The 18538-nt window shown below is 56.0% G+C and carries 19 protein-coding genes and 1 riboswitch; of the genes, 7 read left to right on the top strand and 12 right to left on the bottom strand.

All coding sequences use genetic code 11. The features are described from left to right. Positions 1-92 precede the first annotated feature (92 nt). A riboswitch (SAM riboswitch) is annotated at positions 93-172 on the top strand. A gap of 43 nt (positions 173-215) precedes the next feature. Beyond that, positions 216-1415, top strand: coding sequence for an O-succinylhomoserine sulfhydrylase (locus tag ACQY4Z_RS06345; RefSeq protein WP_428527674.1), 1200 nt, complete (start codon positions 216-218; stop codon positions 1413-1415). Between the two features lie 15 nt (positions 1416-1430). Here ACQY4Z_RS06345 and ACQY4Z_RS06340 read toward each other — a convergent pair whose 3' ends face one another. Beyond that, on the bottom strand, positions 1431-2042 hold the full coding sequence (locus ACQY4Z_RS06340; RefSeq protein ID WP_428527672.1) for a LysE family translocator: 612 nt from the start codon (positions 2040-2042) through the stop codon (positions 1431-1433). 80 nt (positions 2043-2122) lie between these two features. On the opposite strand from ACQY4Z_RS06340, the gene ACQY4Z_RS06335 reads away from it, so the two are divergent. Further along, positions 2123-3013, top strand: coding sequence for a LysR family transcriptional regulator (locus tag ACQY4Z_RS06335; protein WP_428527670.1), 891 nt, complete (start codon positions 2123-2125; stop codon positions 3011-3013). A gap of 31 nt (positions 3014-3044) precedes the next feature. Here the strand turns inward: ACQY4Z_RS06335 and ACQY4Z_RS06330 are convergent, their stop codons facing one another. Further along, on the bottom strand, positions 3045-3656 hold the full coding sequence (locus ACQY4Z_RS06330; RefSeq protein WP_428527668.1) for a CDP-alcohol phosphatidyltransferase family protein: 612 nt from the start codon (positions 3654-3656) through the stop codon (positions 3045-3047). Positions 3657-3784: 128 nt separating this feature from the next. Here ACQY4Z_RS06330 and apaG point away from each other — a divergent pair, with 128 nt between their 5' ends. After that, positions 3785-4204: a Co2+/Mg2+ efflux protein ApaG gene (gene apaG, locus ACQY4Z_RS06325; protein WP_209172933.1), complete on the top strand. Its 420-nt coding sequence runs from the start codon at positions 3785-3787 to the stop codon at positions 4202-4204. A gap of 17 nt (positions 4205-4221) precedes the next feature. Here apaG and ACQY4Z_RS06320 read toward each other — a convergent pair whose 3' ends face one another. From ACQY4Z_RS06320 to ACQY4Z_RS06310, 3 genes are all read right to left on the bottom strand, one after another. Beyond that, on the bottom strand, positions 4222-4632 hold the full coding sequence (locus ACQY4Z_RS06320; RefSeq protein WP_428527666.1) for a hypothetical protein: 411 nt from the start codon (positions 4630-4632) through the stop codon (positions 4222-4224). Positions 4633-4784: 152 nt separating this feature from the next. Continuing rightward, positions 4785-5855, bottom strand: a complete 1071-nt coding sequence (locus ACQY4Z_RS06315; protein WP_428529731.1) for an alpha/beta hydrolase family protein — start codon at positions 5853-5855, stop codon at positions 4785-4787. Between the two features lie 26 nt (positions 5856-5881). Continuing rightward, positions 5882-6253 carry a tellurite resistance TerB family protein gene (locus tag ACQY4Z_RS06310; RefSeq protein WP_209177786.1) on the bottom strand — a complete coding sequence of 124 codons (372 nt, stop codon included), beginning with the start codon at positions 6251-6253 and terminating at the stop codon, positions 5882-5884. A 256-nt stretch (positions 6254-6509) separates the two neighbouring features. Between ACQY4Z_RS06310 and ACQY4Z_RS06305 the strand changes: the two genes are divergently transcribed. Beyond that, on the top strand, positions 6510-8168 hold the full coding sequence (locus ACQY4Z_RS06305; protein ID WP_428527664.1) for a lysine--tRNA ligase: 1659 nt from the start codon (positions 6510-6512) through the stop codon (positions 8166-8168). Positions 8169-8227: 59 nt separating this feature from the next. Here the strand turns inward: ACQY4Z_RS06305 and ACQY4Z_RS06300 are convergent, their stop codons facing one another. The 4 genes from ACQY4Z_RS06300 to ACQY4Z_RS06285 all read right to left on the bottom strand — a co-directional run bounded on the left by ACQY4Z_RS06300 (position 8228) and on the right by ACQY4Z_RS06285 (position 12460). Then, a complete protein-coding gene (locus ACQY4Z_RS06300; protein WP_428527662.1) occupies positions 8228-8731 on the bottom strand; it encodes an aggregation factor core in 504 nt (167 codons plus the stop codon). A gap of 61 nt (positions 8732-8792) precedes the next feature. Continuing rightward, positions 8793-10763, bottom strand: a complete 1971-nt coding sequence (locus tag ACQY4Z_RS06295) for a methyl-accepting chemotaxis protein (RefSeq protein WP_428527660.1) — start codon at positions 10761-10763, stop codon at positions 8793-8795. A gap of 155 nt (positions 10764-10918) precedes the next feature. Further along, on the bottom strand, positions 10919-11803 hold the full coding sequence (locus tag ACQY4Z_RS06290) for a thermonuclease family protein (RefSeq protein WP_428527658.1): 885 nt from the start codon (positions 11801-11803) through the stop codon (positions 10919-10921). An 18-nt stretch (positions 11804-11821) separates the two neighbouring features. Then, positions 11822-12460 carry a S24 family peptidase gene (locus tag ACQY4Z_RS06285; protein ID WP_428527656.1) on the bottom strand — a complete coding sequence of 213 codons (639 nt, stop codon included), beginning with the start codon at positions 12458-12460 and terminating at the stop codon, positions 11822-11824. Between the two features lie 219 nt (positions 12461-12679). Here ACQY4Z_RS06285 and ACQY4Z_RS06280 point away from each other — a divergent pair, with 219 nt between their 5' ends. Beyond that, positions 12680-13024, top strand: coding sequence for a DUF952 domain-containing protein (locus ACQY4Z_RS06280; protein ID WP_428527654.1), 345 nt, complete (start codon positions 12680-12682; stop codon positions 13022-13024). Beyond that, on the top strand, positions 13021-14115 hold the full coding sequence (locus ACQY4Z_RS06275) for a quinone-dependent dihydroorotate dehydrogenase (protein WP_428527652.1): 1095 nt from the start codon (positions 13021-13023) through the stop codon (positions 14113-14115). Before ACQY4Z_RS06280 ends, ACQY4Z_RS06275 begins: the two co-directional genes overlap by 4 nt. Before the next feature lie 12 nt (positions 14116-14127). Here the strand turns inward: ACQY4Z_RS06275 and ACQY4Z_RS06270 are convergent, their stop codons facing one another. Then, a complete protein-coding gene (locus tag ACQY4Z_RS06270; protein ID WP_428527650.1) occupies positions 14128-15477 on the bottom strand; it encodes an MATE family efflux transporter in 1350 nt (449 codons plus the stop codon). Positions 15478-15596: 119 nt separating this feature from the next. On the opposite strand from ACQY4Z_RS06270, the gene ACQY4Z_RS06265 reads away from it, so the two are divergent. After that, positions 15597-16538 carry a histone deacetylase family protein gene (locus tag ACQY4Z_RS06265; RefSeq protein ID WP_428529728.1) on the top strand — a complete coding sequence of 314 codons (942 nt, stop codon included), beginning with the start codon at positions 15597-15599 and terminating at the stop codon, positions 16536-16538. A 2-nt stretch (positions 16539-16540) separates the two neighbouring features. On the opposite strand, the gene ACQY4Z_RS06260 is transcribed toward ACQY4Z_RS06265, so the two are convergent. Next, positions 16541-17590 carry a hypothetical protein gene (locus ACQY4Z_RS06260; protein ID WP_428527648.1) on the bottom strand — a complete coding sequence of 350 codons (1050 nt, stop codon included), beginning with the start codon at positions 17588-17590 and terminating at the stop codon, positions 16541-16543. A gap of 87 nt (positions 17591-17677) precedes the next feature. After that, entirely contained in the window at positions 17678-17953 is a 276-nt protein-coding gene (locus ACQY4Z_RS06255) for a DUF6460 domain-containing protein (protein ID WP_428527646.1), read from the bottom strand. Positions 17954-18538: the final 585 nt, after the last annotated feature.

Below are 18538 nucleotides of genomic sequence, written 5' to 3'. Positions count from 1 at the left end.
ACGGATGCGGCTGGCCCCGCCAACTCTCTTTCTGGCCAATCTCAGGAAAACGGGGAGGTAGATTGACCGAAAGCCCATTTTCGCTTAAGTGAAAGCCACCTCGTGGTGATTTGGGCCGGCCGGCTTGCAGCCACGTTAAACAAGTCGCTAAAAAGGCCGGAGGTGCAAACCCCGGTCTTGAGGCTGGGGTTTTTTCGTTTGGAGCGAACATCGACATGACTGACACCAAGAACACCGCTGGAACCAACTGGCGCCCTGCAACCGCACTCGTTCATGGCGGCACTACCCGCTCACCGTTCGGCGAGACGTCCGAGGCAATGTTCCTGACACAGGGTTTTGTGTACGACAGCGCGGAAGCAGCCGAAGCACGGTTCAATGGTGAAGATCCGGGGTTTGTCTATTCGCGGTATGCCAACCCAACCGTCGCGATGTTCGAAGACCGTATCAAGATGCTGGAAGGCGCGGAAGCTGCGCGGGCAACGGCCAGCGGTATGGCTGCAGTCAATCTTGCCCTGATGGCGTCGGTCAAGGCCGGGGATCATGTGGTTGCGGCGAAGGCCCTTTTCGGCTCGTGCCGGTACATCTGCGAGACCCTGCTGCCGCGCTTTGGCGTTGAGAGCACGCTTGTCGATGGAACGGATATTGAGCAGTGGAAAGCGGCCGTGAAGCCGAACACCAAGGCGCTGTTTCTGGAAAGCCCAACCAATCCGACCCTGGAAGTCATTGACATTGCCGCAGTCGCGGAAATTGCAAAGTCGGTTGGCGCCCGCTTGATTGTCGATAACGTCTTCGCAACGCCGATGTACCAGTCTCCTCTGAGCCTGGGTGCGGATGTGGTCATCTATTCCGCCACCAAACACATTGACGGGCAGGGGCGGTGTCTGGGTGGCGTGGTTCTTTCAGATGAAGAGTGGATCACCGAAGAGGTGATGCCCTTCGTCAAACACACTGGCCCACACATGAGCCCGTTCAGTGCCTGGGTGCTCTTGAAGGGGCTCGAGACACTGCCGTTGCGCGTGGCGCAGCAGACCAATAGCGCTGGCCAGATTGCGGACTTCCTGGCAGGTCAGTCCAAGGTGAAACGCCTGATTTACCCGGGGAGGGACGATCACCCGCAAGCCGAGATCGCCAAGCGCCAGATGCGCGGTGGTTCGACGATGGTGGCGCTTGAAATCGACGGCGGCAAGGAGGCTGCATTCCGGTTCGTGAATGCGCTGGACCTGATCCGGATCTCCAACAATCTCGGCGATGCCAAAAGCCTGATCACGCATCCGGCAACAACCACCCACCAATCGATTGGCGAGGAGGCCCGTGCCGAACTCGGCATCACCGATGGCATCCTGCGCCTCTCTGTTGGATTGGAAGACCCGCAAGATCTTTTGGAAGACGTTGAGAAGGCCCTGGCGGCGATTTAGGCCGCCCAGCCTGGTTCACTTCGATACCACCAGCAGCCCCGCCGCCGTCAGCAATGTGCCGCCTGCGGTCCGGTTCAATAGCCTTGGATGTTGTCTCAAGAAACCAAGGCACTGTTTGGCACCGGCCGCATAAAGCATCACAAACGCAAAATCGAGTGCGGCCATGGTCGGGCACATGATGAACAATTGGGTCAGGACAGGGGCTGTCGGATCTATGAATAGCGGAAAGAAGGCGGTGAAGAAGACCAGTGCCTTCGGGTTGCCGAACGCAACAGCAAAGCCGCTCGCATAAAGCCGCGCCGGATGTGACGATCGATCCGGTGTTGCTGCGTCAGGTAGAGTTGGTGCTGACCGCCACATTTTGATGGCCATAAAGATCAGCACACCGACACCTGCCCATTTGATAGCCTGAAACGCGACTGCCGAGTTGGCGATGATGATGCCCAGACCCGCCGTGACCAGCAGCATCTGGATCATGTTGGCGGAGATGTCTCCGAGGGCAGTATAGAGCGTGCGTTTCGTCCCGAAGTGCAAGGCATGAACCATACCCAATAGGATGCTGGGACCAGGTGTCATGGTCAGGATGAGAGAGGCGGCGACGAAGGCGAGCCAGGTTTCCAGGGGCATGATGTTGTCCAGACGGCAATTGTGCTGGAGGGTCGAATAGAGATATATATCGATATAAGAAAATAACTTGAGGTTATATTTTGACGTCAGATTCTCAGGACCTTCCTCTCGCAATGGTCCGGGCTCTTCGGATCATCGAGGAAACGGGAAGTGTTTCCGAAGCCGCTCGGGCCCTTGGCATATCTCAACCGGCTGTCAGCAAGGGCATCGCCCAGCTGGAAAAGCGGTTTGGACTGGATTTGCTCATTCGCGGGGCCCGGCCACTCGGGTTGACTGAAGAAGGGCAGGCGTTGGCGGCATTTGCCCGTCAGGCCGATCTACTTCAAGACAAGACCCTGCGCCAATTGCAGGATGTTCAGCGGGACAAGATCGGGACAGTCCGTCTCGGTTCCTTTGGTTCTTCCGCCTCGTTTCATATCCTCCCACGGCTACTTGACGCGTTTGGCCGAAGGTTTCCCGGTATTGAGGTTGAGATATATGAATTTCCGGACGCGGAACTTGAGACGATTTTGCGCAACGGCGGCGTGGATGCCGCGATCTTGTCGGATCCGCATAAGGAGGACCTGGACAGTCTTCCGCTCGCATCGGACGAGCTGGTCGCCCTGGTCCGCGAAGATCATCCGTTGGCGGCAAGGTCACATGTGAGAGCAGCGGACCTTTGCGGCGATCCCTTCATCCTGACCAAGGGCGGGAGCGCGCCGTTGGTTGAGAAATGGTTCGCGGCTGCCGGACAGACGCCGAAGGTAGCACACACCATTTTGCAGGTGAATTCGATCCTGGCTTTGGTTGCAGCAGGCCTTGGTGTGTCCATCATTGCAAAACTGGCTGTGCCTTCCGAGCCGGATGGTGTGAAAGTCTTGCCGCTCACCCCAACTGCGCCAAGGTCGATTATCTTGGCTCGGATCGACAAGGCTCCGCGGTCCCGCGCCGCGCAAACATTCTGGCAATTCTGCGAGAGTACTTGGATCTGAATGGCCGGACCTGAGTGGTATGGCAGGGTAATCAGCGATCTTTCAAGGCGCGGAGGCCGATCAGGACGCGTGCACTGGCTGACACAAGGCAAACGCCGGCAAACGCCCAGGCAAGGACAGGGAACCAGGCTGGCAGAAGAGCCATCAGCAAGAAGAGGCCGATCGTTTCTGTGCCTTCCGCCAGGCCGCCGATGTAGTAGAGCGACTTGGCACCCTGGTGGCTGGTCGAAAGGTTGCGTTTTTCCGCCATGATGGCAAAGGCCAGAAACGCCGAGCCGTTGGCATAAAAACTTGCAAGCAGAGCCGCTGCCGGCAGGGCATTGGTCTCTGGAGCCTGAATTGCAAAGGCGAGTGGAATTGCACCGTAGAAAAAGAAGTCGAGCGTGATGTCCAGATAGCCGCCAAGATCCGTTTTCTGGCTGGCGCGCGCAACCGCACCATCCAATCCGTCAAACAGCCGGTTGAGGGCGATCAGAACAAACCCGGCCAAGAAATATCCAAAAGCAATTGAGCCGGCAGCCAATAATCCCAAGCAAAAACCGGACACTGTCACCATATTGGCGCTGATGCCGGCATTCGCCAGCCGCACCCCGATTGCATTCAGGGGAGGATCGATCATTGGTCGAAGGCGGGCATCAAACATGTAGAAGCGGCTTTACGAAGGATTGTTTGGGCGTTAATGCGAAATCCGGTCCGATTTCACAAGCCACACTCTTTCACGGTTGCGTCAATCGCCCTATAAGCCACATGCAACTCGGCCACTCGGCCGGAATGATAAAAGGAACAATCGTGTCTGGCAGTTACCGCGCCATAACCGACAATATCGAAGTCTCCGTGGAGCCCTATTATCTGGACGATGAGTCGAAGCCGGAAGACCAGGAGTTTATCTGGGCCTATCTTGTTGAGATCCACAATGGTGGTGACAAGCCTGTACAGCTCAAGAGCCGGTATTGGATGATCACGGACGCGCTCGGCCGTCTGGAAGAGGTGCGGGGTGAAGGTGTGGTTGGTGAGCAGCCGGTGATCGAGCCGGGGGAGACCTACGAGTATTCCTCCTATTGCCCGCTTGCGACCGATTCTGGGATTATGGCCGGATCATACGAAATGGAGCGTCCAGACGGCACGACCTTCCAGGTTGAAGTGCCAGCCTTCTCGCTGGATCTGCCCGATACGATCCGCAGCCTCAACTAGGTTGGGCTCCGACGTTTTCAGACGCTGTAGAGGCCGCCCGCAAACCCGATCAGGACCCACAAGATCCATTTCCGGCGGTTGAACGCGGTGAGCAGGGCAACGGCCAGGATCGCCATGACAGCATAGATCGCATGTCCGGCAAAACCGGTGCCAAGGACGAGCGCAAAAAGATCCGGGTCCCGGTTTTTGGCCAGCGGATAATGATACTCGGCAAACATCACCAACGACACTGCGGTGACGCCAACGATCCAGCCAACAAAGGCGATCAGCATCCGCACACCCCAGTGGGCTTTCTTCTGAGCTTTGTTGCGGGAAATCTGCCGATTGGGGCGATGAGCTTGAGCGGGGTGCCTAAGAGCGACTTGCTGCTGATGGCGCCTTAACGGATAGCGCACAGTCGCCTGATAGCCTTGTGAAGGCTTGTTCATCCCCATCTCCGCATGATGCCCCTTGGCCTTTTCGGCTCTGATCGGGTCTTAGCGGCCTCCCGGTTAGGGACGGGTAAAGCTATTAATTCAATTTGGAACGATTTGGGCCGCCAGGCGGAGTTTGTTTAATGCACCCTGAACCTTGACCCAAACTAGCGCACCGTCACGCTTGCAGAATGCGACTGGTCATGGACCCAATTGGCGATGAGGTCGAGTGCTCCCGGCGTAAAGGCCTCACGCCCCAAAGCCAAAAAGGCCCACTCGACCCAAAAAGGCATTTGGTCCGGGCGCTGGTAGTTGAACAAGTCAGAGCGCAACAAGCCATGACTGGCACTGTCGATGATCTCGAACCGATTGGCTGGGTGCTGGTTTTCCAGAATTTGCCGGTAAGTCTGAGAATTATAGTCGGGATCAACGTTCAGGTCGTCGCTGCCATGAATGATGAACATCGGTTTTCTGGCCGTCATCAGCGTTTCTGTGGAGTTTGAACGCCAGTTCCTTTTGACGAAGTGAAACCGATCCTCCGGCATCGGATTGGTTGTGTCTTGAGCGGCAAGGTAATCGGCGTAAGCCGCCTCTGGGCCCAGATACTGTTCGTTCTGAGAGGCTTGGCGATTCAGTTCGCTTTTGATTGCCTGTTCAGAAACGCCCTCGGCGGCCAGTCTTTGCCGTGTGTAATATTGCCCCTGGCGCTGCCAATCGACGGCACCTCCAACGAGCACCAGAAAAACAGTTGGTTCGCTTTCCTGAGCGAGGTGAGGCAGCACCCATCCGGCCTGAGAGAACCCCAGAAAGCCAAATGAAGACAGTGACAGGTTGGGAAGTGTTTTCAACCGGAGGAGGGCCGCCTTCGCAAGGTCAGCCCTGTCACTCATGGAATGGTCCAGCCAATTGCCTTGACTGTCGCCAACGCCTGGCTTGTCCCAAGAGTAAACGGCAATGCCACTTTCAAGTAACACCTTTATGAGGGGCAGGTATCCCCCGCCCGAGTACCGGTCTTGCGGTCCGTCGCCATGGACCAGCAGTAGGACAGGAGCGCCCTGCACGCCGGGCAGGTGCAGGGTCCCGGAGATTTGTGTGTCCTGATGGCGAAACGAAACCGACCTGGCCTCGTAAGCCGAAAGGTCAAAATCATCGAGACCCGATAAGACCTGCAGGCCGAGGACCAGCATGACCGCGCCAAAGACCGATCCGGTCAGCCAGTAGAACCAGCGCCGTGCCATTGCACGCAAGGATCAATACCCTCCGATCAGGCCGTGCGGTGGCGGGCGATGGCACCGCGCTCGATTGCTGCGACGGTCAGTTTGTCCAGGCTGAAACGATCGCGCAGCAACTGGAGGATCCGCAACTCTTCCTTTTCGACGTGCAGATCGGCTGCGGCAACTTCAACGGCCAGCGCATAGGCGGTGTCATAGAGTTTTGACGGCAGAATGTCGCCGACCAGTTCAAGAACCAGCGACAGGCCATTTTCATCCTGCAGAATGTCGCCGCAGCGCTGCGCTGCCGGAATGACATTGTTCGGGTTGTAATCCTTGAAGACGGGCAGTGTCTTGATCATGTCGCCGATCGTTGCCAGTTCATTGTCGGTCATGGAATTGTCCGAGGCGGCGACAATCACCATCACGTAGATGAGAGCTTCCTCGATGCTGATCGGGTCTTGTCCTGACACTTTTCAATTCTCCTTGGCCACCAACGGGCATTTCTGTTGCCCCGATGTAACTGCTCAAACCCGCTGCTTCAAGCATGTTCCCTTTGACAATTGATTGACGGCGGCCCCGCTGTTTTCTAGTGTCGCGCCGCATCAAGCTGGCCAACCCCGGGGAATGACCCGTTTCGCCAGCTTTTCCCTCAAGAACAACTGAAACGACCTTAAGAACATGACCGATCAATCCCTGCCTCCGCTTGACCTTTCGCAAGAGTTTGTCGAGGCGGCCACCAAGTCCAAAGCGTGGCCGTTCGAAGAAGCGCGAAAACTGGTCAAACGGATCGAGAAGCGGGATCCGCAAAAACCGGTTTTGTTCGAAACAGGTTACGGCCCGTCCGGGCTGCCGCATATCGGTACTTTCGGCGAAGTTGCCCGCACGACGATGGTGCGCACCGCGTTCCGTCTGTTGACCGAAGACAAGATCCCGACACGGTTGATCTGCTTCTCCGATGATATGGACGGCATGCGGAAAATTCCTGAAAACGTGCCGGACCGAGCCGCGCTTGAGCCTTATTTGCAGATGCCACTCACTGTCGTGCCAAACCCGTTCGGCGGCGACTATGAGAGTTTTGGACATCATAACAATGCCATGCTGCGGCGGTTCCTCGACACTTTTGGCTTTGATTATGAGTTCGCGAGTGCGACCGACTACTACAAGTCGGGCAAGTTTGACGACATTCTTCTGCGGGCTGCAGAACGCTATCAAAAGCTGATGGATGTGATGTTGCCGACGCTTGGCGAAGAACGCCGGGCGACCTACTCGCCGTTCCTTCCGATCTCGCCGACCTCTGGCCGGGTTCTTTATGTCCCGATGAAAGAGGTCAATGCCAAGGACGGCACCATCACTTTTGAGGATGAAGACGGCCAGGACGTGACCGTACCGGTCACTGGTGGCAACGTGAAGCTTCAGTGGAAGCCGGATTTTGGCGCGCGCTGGGCAGCGCTTGACGTCGACTTTGAAATGTTCGGTAAGGACCACGGTCCGAACATGGCGGTCTACGACAAGATCTGTAAGGTCCTCGGCGGAACGCCGCCGGAGCATTACGTCTATGAGCTGTTTTTGGACGACAAGGGCGAGAAGATCTCCAAGTCGAAAGGCAATGGCCTTTCCATTGACGAGTGGCTCACCTACGCCCCGACGGAAAGCCTTGCGCTTTACATGTTCCAGAAACCGCGGACGGCGAAGCGGATGTATTTCGATGTGATCCCGAAGGCAGTCGACGAATACTATACGTTCGCGCAGAAATACGAACAGATGCCAGTTGAGCAGAAACTGCAAAACCCGGCATGGCACATTCACTCCGGCGACATCCCTAAGATCGACATGCCGGTGCCGTTTGCCATGTTGCTCAACCTGGTATCCGCATCCAATGCAGACAGCAAGGATGTGCTTTGGGCCTTCATTTCCCGCTATGCGCCAGGCGTAACAGCTGAGACACATCCGGAGCTCGACGCGCTGGTCGGCTACGCAATTCGTTACTTCGACGATTTTGTGAAACCGAGCAAGTCCTTCAAGACACCGGATGAAACTGAGCGTCAGGCACTTGAGCAACTGGATGCGAAACTTGCAGCTCTACCGGCTGATGCCGACGGCGCAACGATCCAGGACGCGGTTCTGGATGTAGCAAGGGCGATCGAGCGCTACCAAGATCACAACAAAAAAGGACCTGATGGTGGACCGGGCGTGTCCGTTGCCTGGTTCTCAGCGCTTTATCAGCTTCTGTTGGGACAGGAAAAAGGCCCGCGTTTTGGATCTTTTGTCGCGCTCTACGGGATTTCCGAAACCCGCGACATGATCTCAAAAGCGCTCGCCGGAACGATCGCGGACTAGAGCGCCAGACTTATGAAGACAAAGCCGATGACCGTGTGCGGTCATCGGCTTTTTTGTTTTCAAGACACACAGGCGTTCATTTTGACGCTCGCCATTGCATTCGGCCCGAAAACAGCCTCTGACCGTTGGCCGTCCCGGAGCGCAACAACTTTTGCGCCGGTGATTTCAGCATCTGACACCGTGATCTCGCGGTTTTGCACGGTGTCGTCGACGTCGATCGTGAAGGAAATTTTCTGGGATTTTCCAAGGCTGTTGACCGTCAGTTGGATGCTGTTGTCGCCGTCTTTTACGGACGGAATTGCAGTAAGATGCTCTCGGCCATCCGTGATTTCGAACGGCTGAAATACCTGAACACCAGCGCCGCTTGACGTCGTGTCAAAGATGAGACCGAACGGGGAGGGCTGAAGGTCGATCGTCACGGTCATCGGGCCAAGGTCGCAGCCGCCAGCCGCAGAAATTGTGAACCGGTCTTTTGGCGCCCCCTCATCGAACCGGACATCGAGGTCCGCAAGAGCCGGGCTCGACAGCGCCAACGCCATCCCACATATCACAATCATCCGCATGCTGGTCTCCTTCATCTGGTGACCAGCTTACGTTGCCGTCGTTCGGTTGGTTTATTTGAACTCAGTCCGCATCGTCAAAGAATTGAATCCCGGTCATCCCGGCATCAGTCCAGACAACATGTCCAAGGCGTTCCTGATCATCGATCATCACGCTCACAGTCATGCCCTTTTCAGCGCCGATCAGTCCCTTCAGTGCCGCGCCTGTGCGGGAGATATTTTCAATTTCGATAGTCTGTGTTTTGCCATCGACCTGGGCTTGGGTAACCGCAGTCGTATCCTTTCGTGGAGATCGCCTGGCTTCGGCATCCTGGAGCTCATTTTCCATTGCTTTGGCCAGCAGAACCAACTTGTCCAACACAGCGTTACTGGCTGTGTCCAGATCTTTCAGCGCATTAAACGCATCCTGCCTGCGTCCTTCCTCCGCGGCCAGAAGCGCCCTATGCCCTGCGTCGTGAACGTCCTTGTGCGGAGTTACAAGAGCCTTGAATGCCGGGTGGTTGCGGACGCGGTCATTCTTGATGCCGTCATACCATTTGCCCAGCCGGCAATGATGGTGATCCGGCATCACAGAAGATCCCCAATCATCATGTCCGGTGACGGTATCGACGACCCGTTTTTTGAACAGAACATGGTCAATCCGGGCCATTTCAACCAAGGACCGGTCACTGTCTGCGTCGAAGAAACGTTTGGCATTGTCACTGAAGTGGGTGTTGCAATGTTGAAGCGTGGTTTGCATCTCGCCGAGCTGCATGTCGGTGTTGCGATTGGATTCAGCGACGTTTGATACGTTCCTTGCGATCTCGTGGCTAGCTTCCTTTTGCTGACGCAAAATATCCGTGATCTGGGTCGCACGCTCGGAAACATTGCCGACCATTGTGTCAATCGATTGCATAATTTCGTTGGCAGATGCGATCGCGCTTTCACCGTTTTGAACGGCGCCTTCTGATCCCTGGATCGCGGTTTGGATCGTTGCCATGCCTGCAGTGAGCGCTTCGATGCGCTGTGCAATGTCCTCGGTTGCCTTGCCTGTCTGCGCAGCAAGCGTCTTGACCTCAGAGGCGACCACGGCAAAACCCTTGCCTGCCTCGCCTGCACGCGCAGCTTCAATCGTCGCATTGAGTGCAAGCAAATTCGTTTGGTCAGCAATGGATTGGATGACCGAGAGGAACTCGCTGATCTGATTTGCTGCGGTGTTGAGGTCTGAGAGGCTTTGCGAGGTTTCGCGCGAAGTCCGGGAGATGTCACCAATCGCTTGGGATACCGCAGACATCTTGTTGAGACCGTCTTTGGCTGCATCGTTTGTCTGTGCAGCTTCCTGTGCTGCGCCTTCACTGTTTTCCGAGATCTGCTCGATGGAAGCAACCAGCTGATCGGCCGCTGCCGAAATGGACTCCCCGTTCACGTTCGCTTCTTGTGTGTTTCGGGACAAAAGAGCCATCGCCATCACGATTTCGTTGAGCTCAACGATGTTATCAGCCGTTATCTGCAGATTGCGGAGACCGGTGGTTTCCCGTTCTTCAATGCCATCCAGCCGATGTTTTTCGGTTTCAAAGGCGCGTTGGGCGAGGATCATGTCCAGAAAAAAACGGGTTACGAGTTCCTGGATGGATGAGGTCATCGCGCTTTGCGAGAAGCGGTGTTTGCGAATGAGCACCGGGATGGCTTCATTCAACATACGGCCGAAGGCCGACATCAACCATTCTGCTTCCAAGCCGATCCGCACATGAGCCTGACCGATGCGCGCTGCCTGACCAATGAATTCAAGATCGGGATCATTGTTGAAAATATAGTCCCAATGCTTGCTTTGGGCGTTTTTCAAGGGCTTTGTGTTGGCTGCGTTCGATCCCATTTTCGCCCGCAGCTCGTCGTTCGCGAGCATGTCATTGTAGAACCGGTCCAGCATATCGGGCATGGCAGGTTGGAGATCTTTCCAGACCTTCTTCGACGCATGCGTGTTGCTGCCCTTCGGTGTCATAAAGTCGATGAACTTGCTGAGATTGGTTGTTTCGGGAGGCTTTACGGGCTTCGGCATCGACATTTTTGCTAAGTCTTTCGCGCTGCTAGATAATCAACGTCGTTAACCTAGCGTGAGCTGCGTAAAAGAATTTCTAATAATCGAATATGTGAACATTAGGTCAAATACCTATCGTCCAATGTCTAAGAGTTATTAAGGTATATTCTTGCGGCTCACTCAACCTGAGGCTGAGTATCTGTGTTGCCAGAGTTCGTTGTCGTGCCGTCTGTGAGGGGCCGCAGGCTCCAATCAACAACGTCAGGCGCGAGTTGTTGCAGATCGATTTCGTTGAGGGCGCTGGGTTCAGCCCAATCTGCTTGCGGAAGATCTGTCAGCCACTCGGTCTGCCACTGGCCGATCTCCTTGGCTTTGGCCGCTTCTGCGAGTTCCTTGAATTCATCCGGGGCAGTTTCCAGCGGCGTTGCCCAGCCAAAGCGGACCAATTGCGAACTTAGATCGATTGCGCCTCGGGTGCAGACTGCCGAGATTTCCTGAGGAGCCAGGTCTTCTTGTTTGACACAGCTGACTTTCAAGCGCCGGATGAGGCCTCGTAGAAAGGTTCTGGCCCGCATGCCGCAAGGCCACGAGGCACCCAGTTCTGTCTTGCAGGTGGCTTCCAGATCCAGCGATTCAATATGGGCAAGGCGCACTGTCAGGCGCCCGGACTTCAAATGTCCTGCATCCGGGACTTCAACGCGGACCAGTTCCAGCGGACCATCCGGGACTGGTTCGACCGGCGGGTTCAGGAGTTCTAACAGCCGTTCCGACGGCCCGACACGGGTAAGTTTGCCGGTGACCTGAGGTGCCGATACACCGTCCGGCGATACGTCCCGAACTGCATCTGGCGGGGACGCGGTAGCTTGTTCTTCCTGCGGTGGCACACTCGGGGCAAGCGGAGCTGCATCATTTTCAGGTTTGGCCGCCACAACCGGTTCGGTTTGAGAAGAGACGATCTCCGGCTCAGGTATAGCGGGCGGTTCTGCGATAATGAGCCACGCCACCGCGCCGGCGAAAGCACCGACGACTGCAAGTGGGACGACCAGTGAGCGGATTTTCATATCCGGATCTCAACCCTGTTATTGGCTCGCCCAGATGATACGGGCTGTCCACTCAATTGCCGAGTGGAGAAGCGCCGCCTTCTCCGGATTGTCCCCGATTGTCTGGACCTGCAAGGTTTTCGGTGTCCGTTTCAAAAGCGTGTAGACGGCAAGACCGCCTTCTGAGGGTTTTAACACAATCCGGTCACCGCGCCGGACCGCAGCGGACGGCGCAACAACAATCAGGTCACCTTCACGATAAAGCGGCAGCAAGGCGTCACCAGACACCTCAAGGGCAAAAATGTTCTGGGTGTGGTCTGTCGGAAAAACGATTGTTTCCCAGTGTTCTCCCGTCGGGCGGCCGGTGGTGTCGAACGCGTTTTCCTCATGCGCATTGGAAAAGCCGACAACCGGCAGCGCAGAAAGGGTCGTCGACGGCCTTTGTTCTGGGGCTTCCACCCGCCCGGCAAAGCTTTTCAGGCTTTCGCCTGTGGCCTCAAGGATCTTTGCAAGGGATTCGGTCGATGGCCACCGGGGACGCCCATCACCGGCAAAGCGTTTCGAGCGGTTGAAGGTGGTCGGATCCAGTCCGGCTCTCTTCGCCAGGCCTGACGGCGTCATCTCGTTGTAAGAGGCCAACGCATCAATGGCAGCCCATACTTTTTCGTGCGACAGCATCAGGGCCCGTCTCCCACCACCAATCAAACAGGAATAAATACCTTTTTTCCGAGTATGGTGAGTGCAGTTTTTTCTGTCAAAAAGCAAGAATGGCAGCACAGACAAGAGTGCACTGCTTGTCTGTCCCGACGAGCATGAGTAGTGTCCGCCGAAATTATCCCGGACAACGGACTTTTATTACTCCGATGGACCCAACCCCGCATGGAGCGAAACCAGCGCATGACAGCGATCTTCAAAATTGTGCCCAAAACCATGTGGCAGGCAGCCGAACAATCTGGCGTGTTTAAAGGAGCTCCTGTGGATCTGGCTGATGGTTTCATTCATTTCTCCAGCGCTGAGCAGGTCCGGGAAACTGCTGCCAAGCATTTCGCCGGCCAGAACGATTTGCTCATCGTCGCGTTCGACGACACAAGCTTTGGTGACACCCTGAAATGGGAACCGTCGCGAGGCGGAGCCTTGTTTCCGCATCTTTACTCCGACCTCGATCCAGCTTCGGCGGTTTGGGTAAAGGATCTTCCCCTCGGTGATGATGGGGCGCACGTGTTTCCGGAGCTGGCGGTATGAGCGGCAACGTGTTTGAAACGGCAATCCAAAAGGGCCTTCAGTTGCTGGACGCGGAAGCAGCCCACCGCGTGACAATTTTAGGCCTGAAATCCGGTTTGGTGCCGTCGAGGACAAGCCCAGTGGATGCCCGGCTCGCCGTCAACCTTTGGGATCTGACTTTCCCGAACCCTCTTGGCATGGCAGCCGGCTTTGACAAGAACGGTGAAGTACCGGATGCCCTGCTGAAGCTCGGGTTTGGGTACACGGAAGCAGGTTCGGTTACGCCGCGCGCTCAACCCGGGAACCCAAAACCACGCGTGTTCCGTTTGCCGAACGATCTTGGGGTCATCAACCGGTATGGATTCAACAACGATGGCCACGCTGCTCTGCGGGACCGTCTAAAAGCTCGGAACGGAACTCCTGGCGTGGTCGGCATCAATGTCGGTGCAAACAAGGATTCTGAAGACCGGAACGCGGATTACGTTGCCGGTATCCACGAATTCGCGGAGTTTGCCTCATACTTCACGGTGAATATTTCTTCGCCGAATACGCCCGGACTGAGAGACCTGCAGGCACGATCCGCGCTTGCAGACCTGCTGACCCGCGTCATGGCTGCGCGCGATGACGCAACTGTGAAAATCGGCCGGCAGGTGCCGGTTCTCTTGAAGATTGCGCCGGACGTTGTCGAGGGCGACCTTCAGGACATCGTCGAAGAAGTCTTGGACAAAAAGGTTGATGGTCTGATTGTTTCCAACACCACCATTTCGCGGGAAGGCTTGAGCGGCGAAGGGCCTTTCCAGGAGACCGGGGGCCTTTCCGGCCGTCCGTTATTCCAAAGATCAACCATTATGCTGGCAAAGGCACGCAAGATGGCGGGACCGGATCTCCCGATTATTGGTGTTGGCGGTATCGACAGCGCAGAAACTGCCTGGGAGAAGATCCGCGCCGGAGCCGATCTGCTCCAGCTCTATTCCGCTCTTGTTTTCAAGGGGGCGTCGCTGATCGACGAAATCCTCAAAGGCCTTGCTGTCAAACTTGACGAAAAAGGATTGGCGTCATTGCGGGCAGCCCGCGATGCCAGCGTTGATGACTGGGCATCCAAAGAGCCGTAAACGCAATAACCGCTAGCCGAAGGTTTCAGCAGCGCGGCGCTGGCAAACCGCCAAAAGTGTCAGGCCGCGCAGTCCGAGAAACATCGAAATTGCTAGCCAGAGACCATGGTTTCCCATCAGCGGAAACAGCGCATAATAGGCGGCGATATAGACGGCGAGCGACACCAGCATCATGTTGCGCATGGTTCCGGACCAGGTTGCGCCGATGTAAACGCCGTCCATCTGATAAGCGAGAACCCCGAGAAGCGGCGCGACCACCACCCAGATCAGGTAAGTCCTGGACAGAGCCCGGACGTCTTCATTGGTGGTGAGAAGATCAATGATCATGTGGCCGAACAGGGCAAAAAACACGGACAGAAGCGCTGCCATGGCAAAGCTCCACAGCGCCGTCAGTTTCAACGCCCGGTCAAAGGCCTTGCGTTTCCGAGCGCCAACGGCCCATCCAGCCAGCTGTTCTGCGGCTGTCGCCAGGCCGTCGAGGAAATAGGCCGCGATCATGGTGAATTTTTGCAAGACGGCATTGGCGGCAAGCACCGCGTCCCCTTGATCGGCAGAGCGGGCCATGAAGAAGGCGAATGCATAAAGCAGCGCAAAGGACCGGATCATGATGTCCCGGTTCAGTGCCATCATCCGCAACAAGAGACGTTTGTCGAACACAATCTGCGCGCTCGGCCAAGTGCCTGGTCGCGGGCGCGCCAGGATGATGGTCAGGCCGAAAACAGTGGTCGCAACTTCGCTGAGAACCGTTGCGAGCGCGGCGCCTTCGACACTCCAACCCAGCCCCATGACGAACCAGATGCTGAGTGCAATGTTGAGGCAGTTCAAAAACAGCTGCACCATCAGCCCGGTGCCAGCGCGTCCAAGGCCGATGAACCAGCCCAGGATCGCATAGTTGGCAAGAAGGAACGGCGCGCTGTAAATGCGAATGTCGAAGTAGCGTGTCGTCGCCGCCTGAACGTCCTCGCTGCCGCCAAGAAACCATTGCCCCGCCATCAACAGCGGTATCTGGCATATGATCACCAGCGCACCGCCGATCCCGGCAATCGCCAAAGCCCGCAGGAGAGTCGCCCGAATTTCGGCCTCGTCGCGTGCGCCAAGCGCCTGGGCCGTCAGGCCAGTGGTACCAGAGCGCAGAAAGTTGAAGGTGGTGAAAACCAGATCGAAGATGATGCCGCCGAGCGCGATGCCGCCAATCAGGGCAGCGTCTCCGAGCCGGCCGATTACAGCCATATCGACAACACCAAGAAGCGGCGTCGACAGATAGGCAAGCGTCATCGGCACCGCGATGGCCAGGACACCGCGATGGGTCACGGTCAGGTCAGCCGCTGGGGCGACGTTTTCGGTGGAAGCTGGGGAGGACATGCAAACACTTTCGATTCAATCTGCAGTCATCGCCTTGGAGCGGGGGCGCGTCAAGGGCACGCACGCGCATGGCGGTCATGTGGCTTTTCGGACAAGCGGTTTTGTCTATATTTGAGCAAATGACACTTCCGATCGTGCATCACCCTGCCTATTGTGCCGACCTTCCTGCAAACCACCGGTTTCCGATGGACAAGTTCCGCGCTGTCGCCGAACTTATCCGGGCGGAAGGTTTGCTTGGAAGTGCCGACTTTTACCGTCCTCGTCCTGCGCCGTTCGAGTGGGTCGCGCTTGCACATGATCCAGTCTATGTCGACCAGGTTTTCAATGCGGAAGTACCGGAAAAGATCGCCCGGGAAATCGGCTTTCCCATGCGCGCGGATATCGCGCTGCGGGCCCGGTGTGCAACCGGAGGCTCGGTTTTAACCGGCTATCTTGCCCTGGAGCACGGCCTTGCTTGCAACACGGCGGGCGGCAGCCACCACGCCCGGCGCGCACATGGTGCCGGCTTTTGTGTCTTCAATGACGTCGCAGTTGCCTTGAAAGTCCTGCAGGCTGATGGTGCAATCCGAAAGGCATTGGTGATTGATCTCGACGTGCATCAGGGTGACGGGACCGCCGATATCTTTTCAGGTGATCCGGATATCTTCACGTTTTCAATGCATTCGGCCAAAAACTATCCGGTTCGAAAGGTGCCGTCGCATCTTGACCTTGCCCTACCGGATGCAATGGAAGATGCCGCCTACCTGACGGCTCTCCAAGAAGTTCTGCCTGATCTGCTGCGCCAAGAGGCTTGGGACCTAGTTTTCTATAATGCGGGTGTTGATCCATATTTTGAAGACAGGCTAGGCCGTTTGGCCCTGTCTCGAGATGGCCTGAAAGCGCGCGACCGCTATGTCATCGAAACTGTCCGCAGCTATGGGATCCCGCTGGCCGGTGTTCTTGGCGGTGGATACTCAACCGACATTGCGGAATTGGCCGATCGTCATGTGACTTTACACAGAACGGCGCTATCGATTTGGGAATCCGAAAGGCGGTCCAAAAGAACTAGTGTTTTGGGGTGATGTCAGACCACAATGTTCGCTTGGACCACGGGCGTTGTGACGCCGATTCTGGACCCGGTGACAGCTGTTTCTTGAAACTGACTTGCGCTCGTTCCGAATTCAGTGACCTTGGATCTTAATGTTTCTACGAGCTCAGGATCATTCAGGTCATCCCGGCCAGCTTTCAATTCATCCCGGATGTCGTCGAGGTCGTCTTTGGTATCGTCATCTTTTTCAGCAAGCGCTTCCAGCCATTTGGCCAGCATTTCGATATCCTCGCCCACCTTGCGCAACCGATCTTTTTCATCGCGCATCCCGGCGATGCGGCTGTCCTTGTGAGCAGTTTCCGATTTGGCCTGCTGTTCAGCATATGCGAAGACGCCGGCTTTCAACACTTCGGTCTGTTCTTCCCGGGTTTTGGATTCGCGCCCAGTGGCGGTCCCGCCCTTTATCCCAGTGTGCTCAGATGGCGTGCCAGTATCCGGATTGGAGACGGCGGGTTCTGAGAGGTGCTTTGCGGTTGCGACCTGGGCAGCGCTCGAACCGACGGCAACCTGATTAGACGCTGTGGGAGGCTGTGATGCGCTGCCGAGTGTACTGGAAATCACGGAGCTGACAGCGTTGGCCGTCGCGCTCAGGGAGCTGCCTGAACCACCTCCCAATTCTCCGGCGGCCTTTTTGAGCCCGTTGGCAGCACTGCTGAATTCCTTCGAAATCTGCTTGAGCTCTTTGAGCAGGCGTTTGGCCTGTTCCGGTGTTGCAAACCGCAGCAGCTCTTTCAGTTGCTCAATCCGCGCTTCGATGCGGGCCAGACGTTCTTCCCGGAGCGCGTCTTCGTTGTCTTTCAAGGCACGTGACATGCCCGCGCTGGTCGCAACCGCGTTTTTGAAATCCTTGATGAGATCCTGCGCTGCCTTTTGTTCCTCTTCAGAGAGGGGAGAGCTTACCATGCCGATCTGGTCGGCAAGCGTTTCAGCTGTCTCGACCGACTTCTGGAGGTTTGCTGCATTGCCATGAAGCCGGAAGGCAAATTGTTGCTGGCTGGAATGCGTGATGATTGAAAGAACAGACATGAAACAATCCGAAATGAAACAATCGTTAATATCCATTCGGATTGGTTAATGCTTGGTTAAAACTCCCGCATAGAGTGTGATGCGTTTCTATCTGCCTCTGCCGACGGCCATCAAGCGCAGGAGAATCCAAATCGGAATGACGACGACGGCTCCTGCTGCAAGGTATCCCCCTAGGCGGCCAAGTGCATGAAAGCCCATATTCCAAAGCCGTTCGACAAACTCAATGGCCATATGGACAAGATCGATTGGGTTCAGATTCAGGGCGGCGAGAATGATACCAACAACAAATGACAGGAAAATGAGACGCAACAAAACCTGCCCGGGAGAGCCCCCCATAAAACGGTTCAAGTTATTGTCGGACATCTGATTCTCCGGTGATGCATTTTCTGGTGTTAGACGTAAGCACCTGAGCCAAGTGTTTCAATGTAAACATTTTTGCTGGAATGAAACAAAAGAGCGAAAAACGCGAAACGGCATTCGAAAACTAAACATTGTTAACTATACTTGGTGTCGTAAATCGCAAAAATGTGTACGTAACAAGCTAATGACAAAAGGTCCGTTTTGCTCTAACAATGACCCTGGAAGACTTACTTGGGCGTGTACAACCCACCCACACTCGTACGCGGTCAGCTTCCACGCCGGTTTGTGAAAGACAATAATCGCAGCTGTGTTTTAACGGGACTGCAGAGCCCAACAGGCAAGACGGCGTAGCTGGGGATTGACGATGCACTTCAATCGGAGACGATTGGCGTCGATCCGCACCAGTGCCGGGATCTCCATTAGGCGTTTCCAGGTAAGGGAAGTTTTAGCGCGGTATGCAGGAGCCCGACCTGCTGCCGCGCTCTATTCTCCGATAGTATCCTTACTCTCTCCAATAGATTGCAATCTGCCGCTCAAAGCGGACCGCAATTCGTATGGGTCTCTGCAGCCGACTACCATCGTTTGTTG

It is taken from the genome of Roseibium sp., assembly GCF_965276855.1.
Taxonomy (GTDB): Bacteria; Pseudomonadota; Alphaproteobacteria; order Rhizobiales; family Stappiaceae; genus Roseibium.
Note: the sequence above shows the minus strand (reverse complement) of the source record. Positions and strands in the feature narration are given on the sequence as shown.

Coding starts and splice junctions, on each gene's coding strand:
- ACQY4Z_RS06315 (WP_428529731.1), bottom strand. CDS start 5,855: ATGGCACGGCGCTGGTTCTACTGGCTGACCGGATCGGTCTTTGGCGCG.
- ACQY4Z_RS06275 (WP_428527652.1), top strand. CDS start 13,021: ATGAGCGGCAACGTGTTTGAAACGGCAATCCAAAAGGGCCTTCAGTTG.
- ACQY4Z_RS06320 (WP_428527666.1), bottom strand. CDS start 4,632: ATGAACAAGCCTTCACAAGGCTATCAGGCGACTGTGCGCTATCCGTTA.
- ACQY4Z_RS06285 (WP_428527656.1), bottom strand. CDS start 12,460: ATGCTGTCGCACGAAAAAGTATGGGCTGCCATTGATGCGTTGGCCTCT.
- ACQY4Z_RS06265 (WP_428529728.1), top strand. CDS start 15,597: ATGACACTTCCGATCGTGCATCACCCTGCCTATTGTGCCGACCTTCCT.
- ACQY4Z_RS06340 (WP_428527672.1), bottom strand. CDS start 2,042: ATGCCCCTGGAAACCTGGCTCGCCTTCGTCGCCGCCTCTCTCATCCTG.
- ACQY4Z_RS06330 (WP_428527668.1), bottom strand. CDS start 3,656: ATGTTTGATGCCCGCCTTCGACCAATGATCGATCCTCCCCTGAATGCA.
- ACQY4Z_RS06295 (WP_428527660.1), bottom strand. CDS start 10,763: ATGCCGAAGCCCGTAAAGCCTCCCGAAACAACCAATCTCAGCAAGTTC.
- ACQY4Z_RS06290 (WP_428527658.1), bottom strand. CDS start 11,803: ATGAAAATCCGCTCACTGGTCGTCCCACTTGCAGTCGTCGGTGCTTTC.
- apaG (WP_209172933.1), top strand. CDS start 3,785: ATGATAAAAGGAACAATCGTGTCTGGCAGTTACCGCGCCATAACCGAC.
- ACQY4Z_RS06255 (WP_428527646.1), bottom strand. CDS start 17,953: ATGTCCGACAATAACTTGAACCGTTTTATGGGGGGCTCTCCCGGGCAG.
- ACQY4Z_RS06305 (WP_428527664.1), top strand. CDS start 6,510: ATGACCGATCAATCCCTGCCTCCGCTTGACCTTTCGCAAGAGTTTGTC.
- ACQY4Z_RS06280 (WP_428527654.1), top strand. CDS start 12,680: ATGACAGCGATCTTCAAAATTGTGCCCAAAACCATGTGGCAGGCAGCC.
- ACQY4Z_RS06300 (WP_428527662.1), bottom strand. CDS start 8,731: ATGCGGATGATTGTGATATGTGGGATGGCGTTGGCGCTGTCGAGCCCG.
- ACQY4Z_RS06345 (WP_428527674.1), top strand. CDS start 216: ATGACTGACACCAAGAACACCGCTGGAACCAACTGGCGCCCTGCAACC.
- ACQY4Z_RS06260 (WP_428527648.1), bottom strand. CDS start 17,590: ATGTCTGTTCTTTCAATCATCACGCATTCCAGCCAGCAACAATTTGCC.
- ACQY4Z_RS06310 (WP_209177786.1), bottom strand. CDS start 6,253: ATGGTGATTGTCGCCGCCTCGGACAATTCCATGACCGACAATGAACTG.
- ACQY4Z_RS06270 (WP_428527650.1), bottom strand. CDS start 15,477: ATGTCCTCCCCAGCTTCCACCGAAAACGTCGCCCCAGCGGCTGACCTG.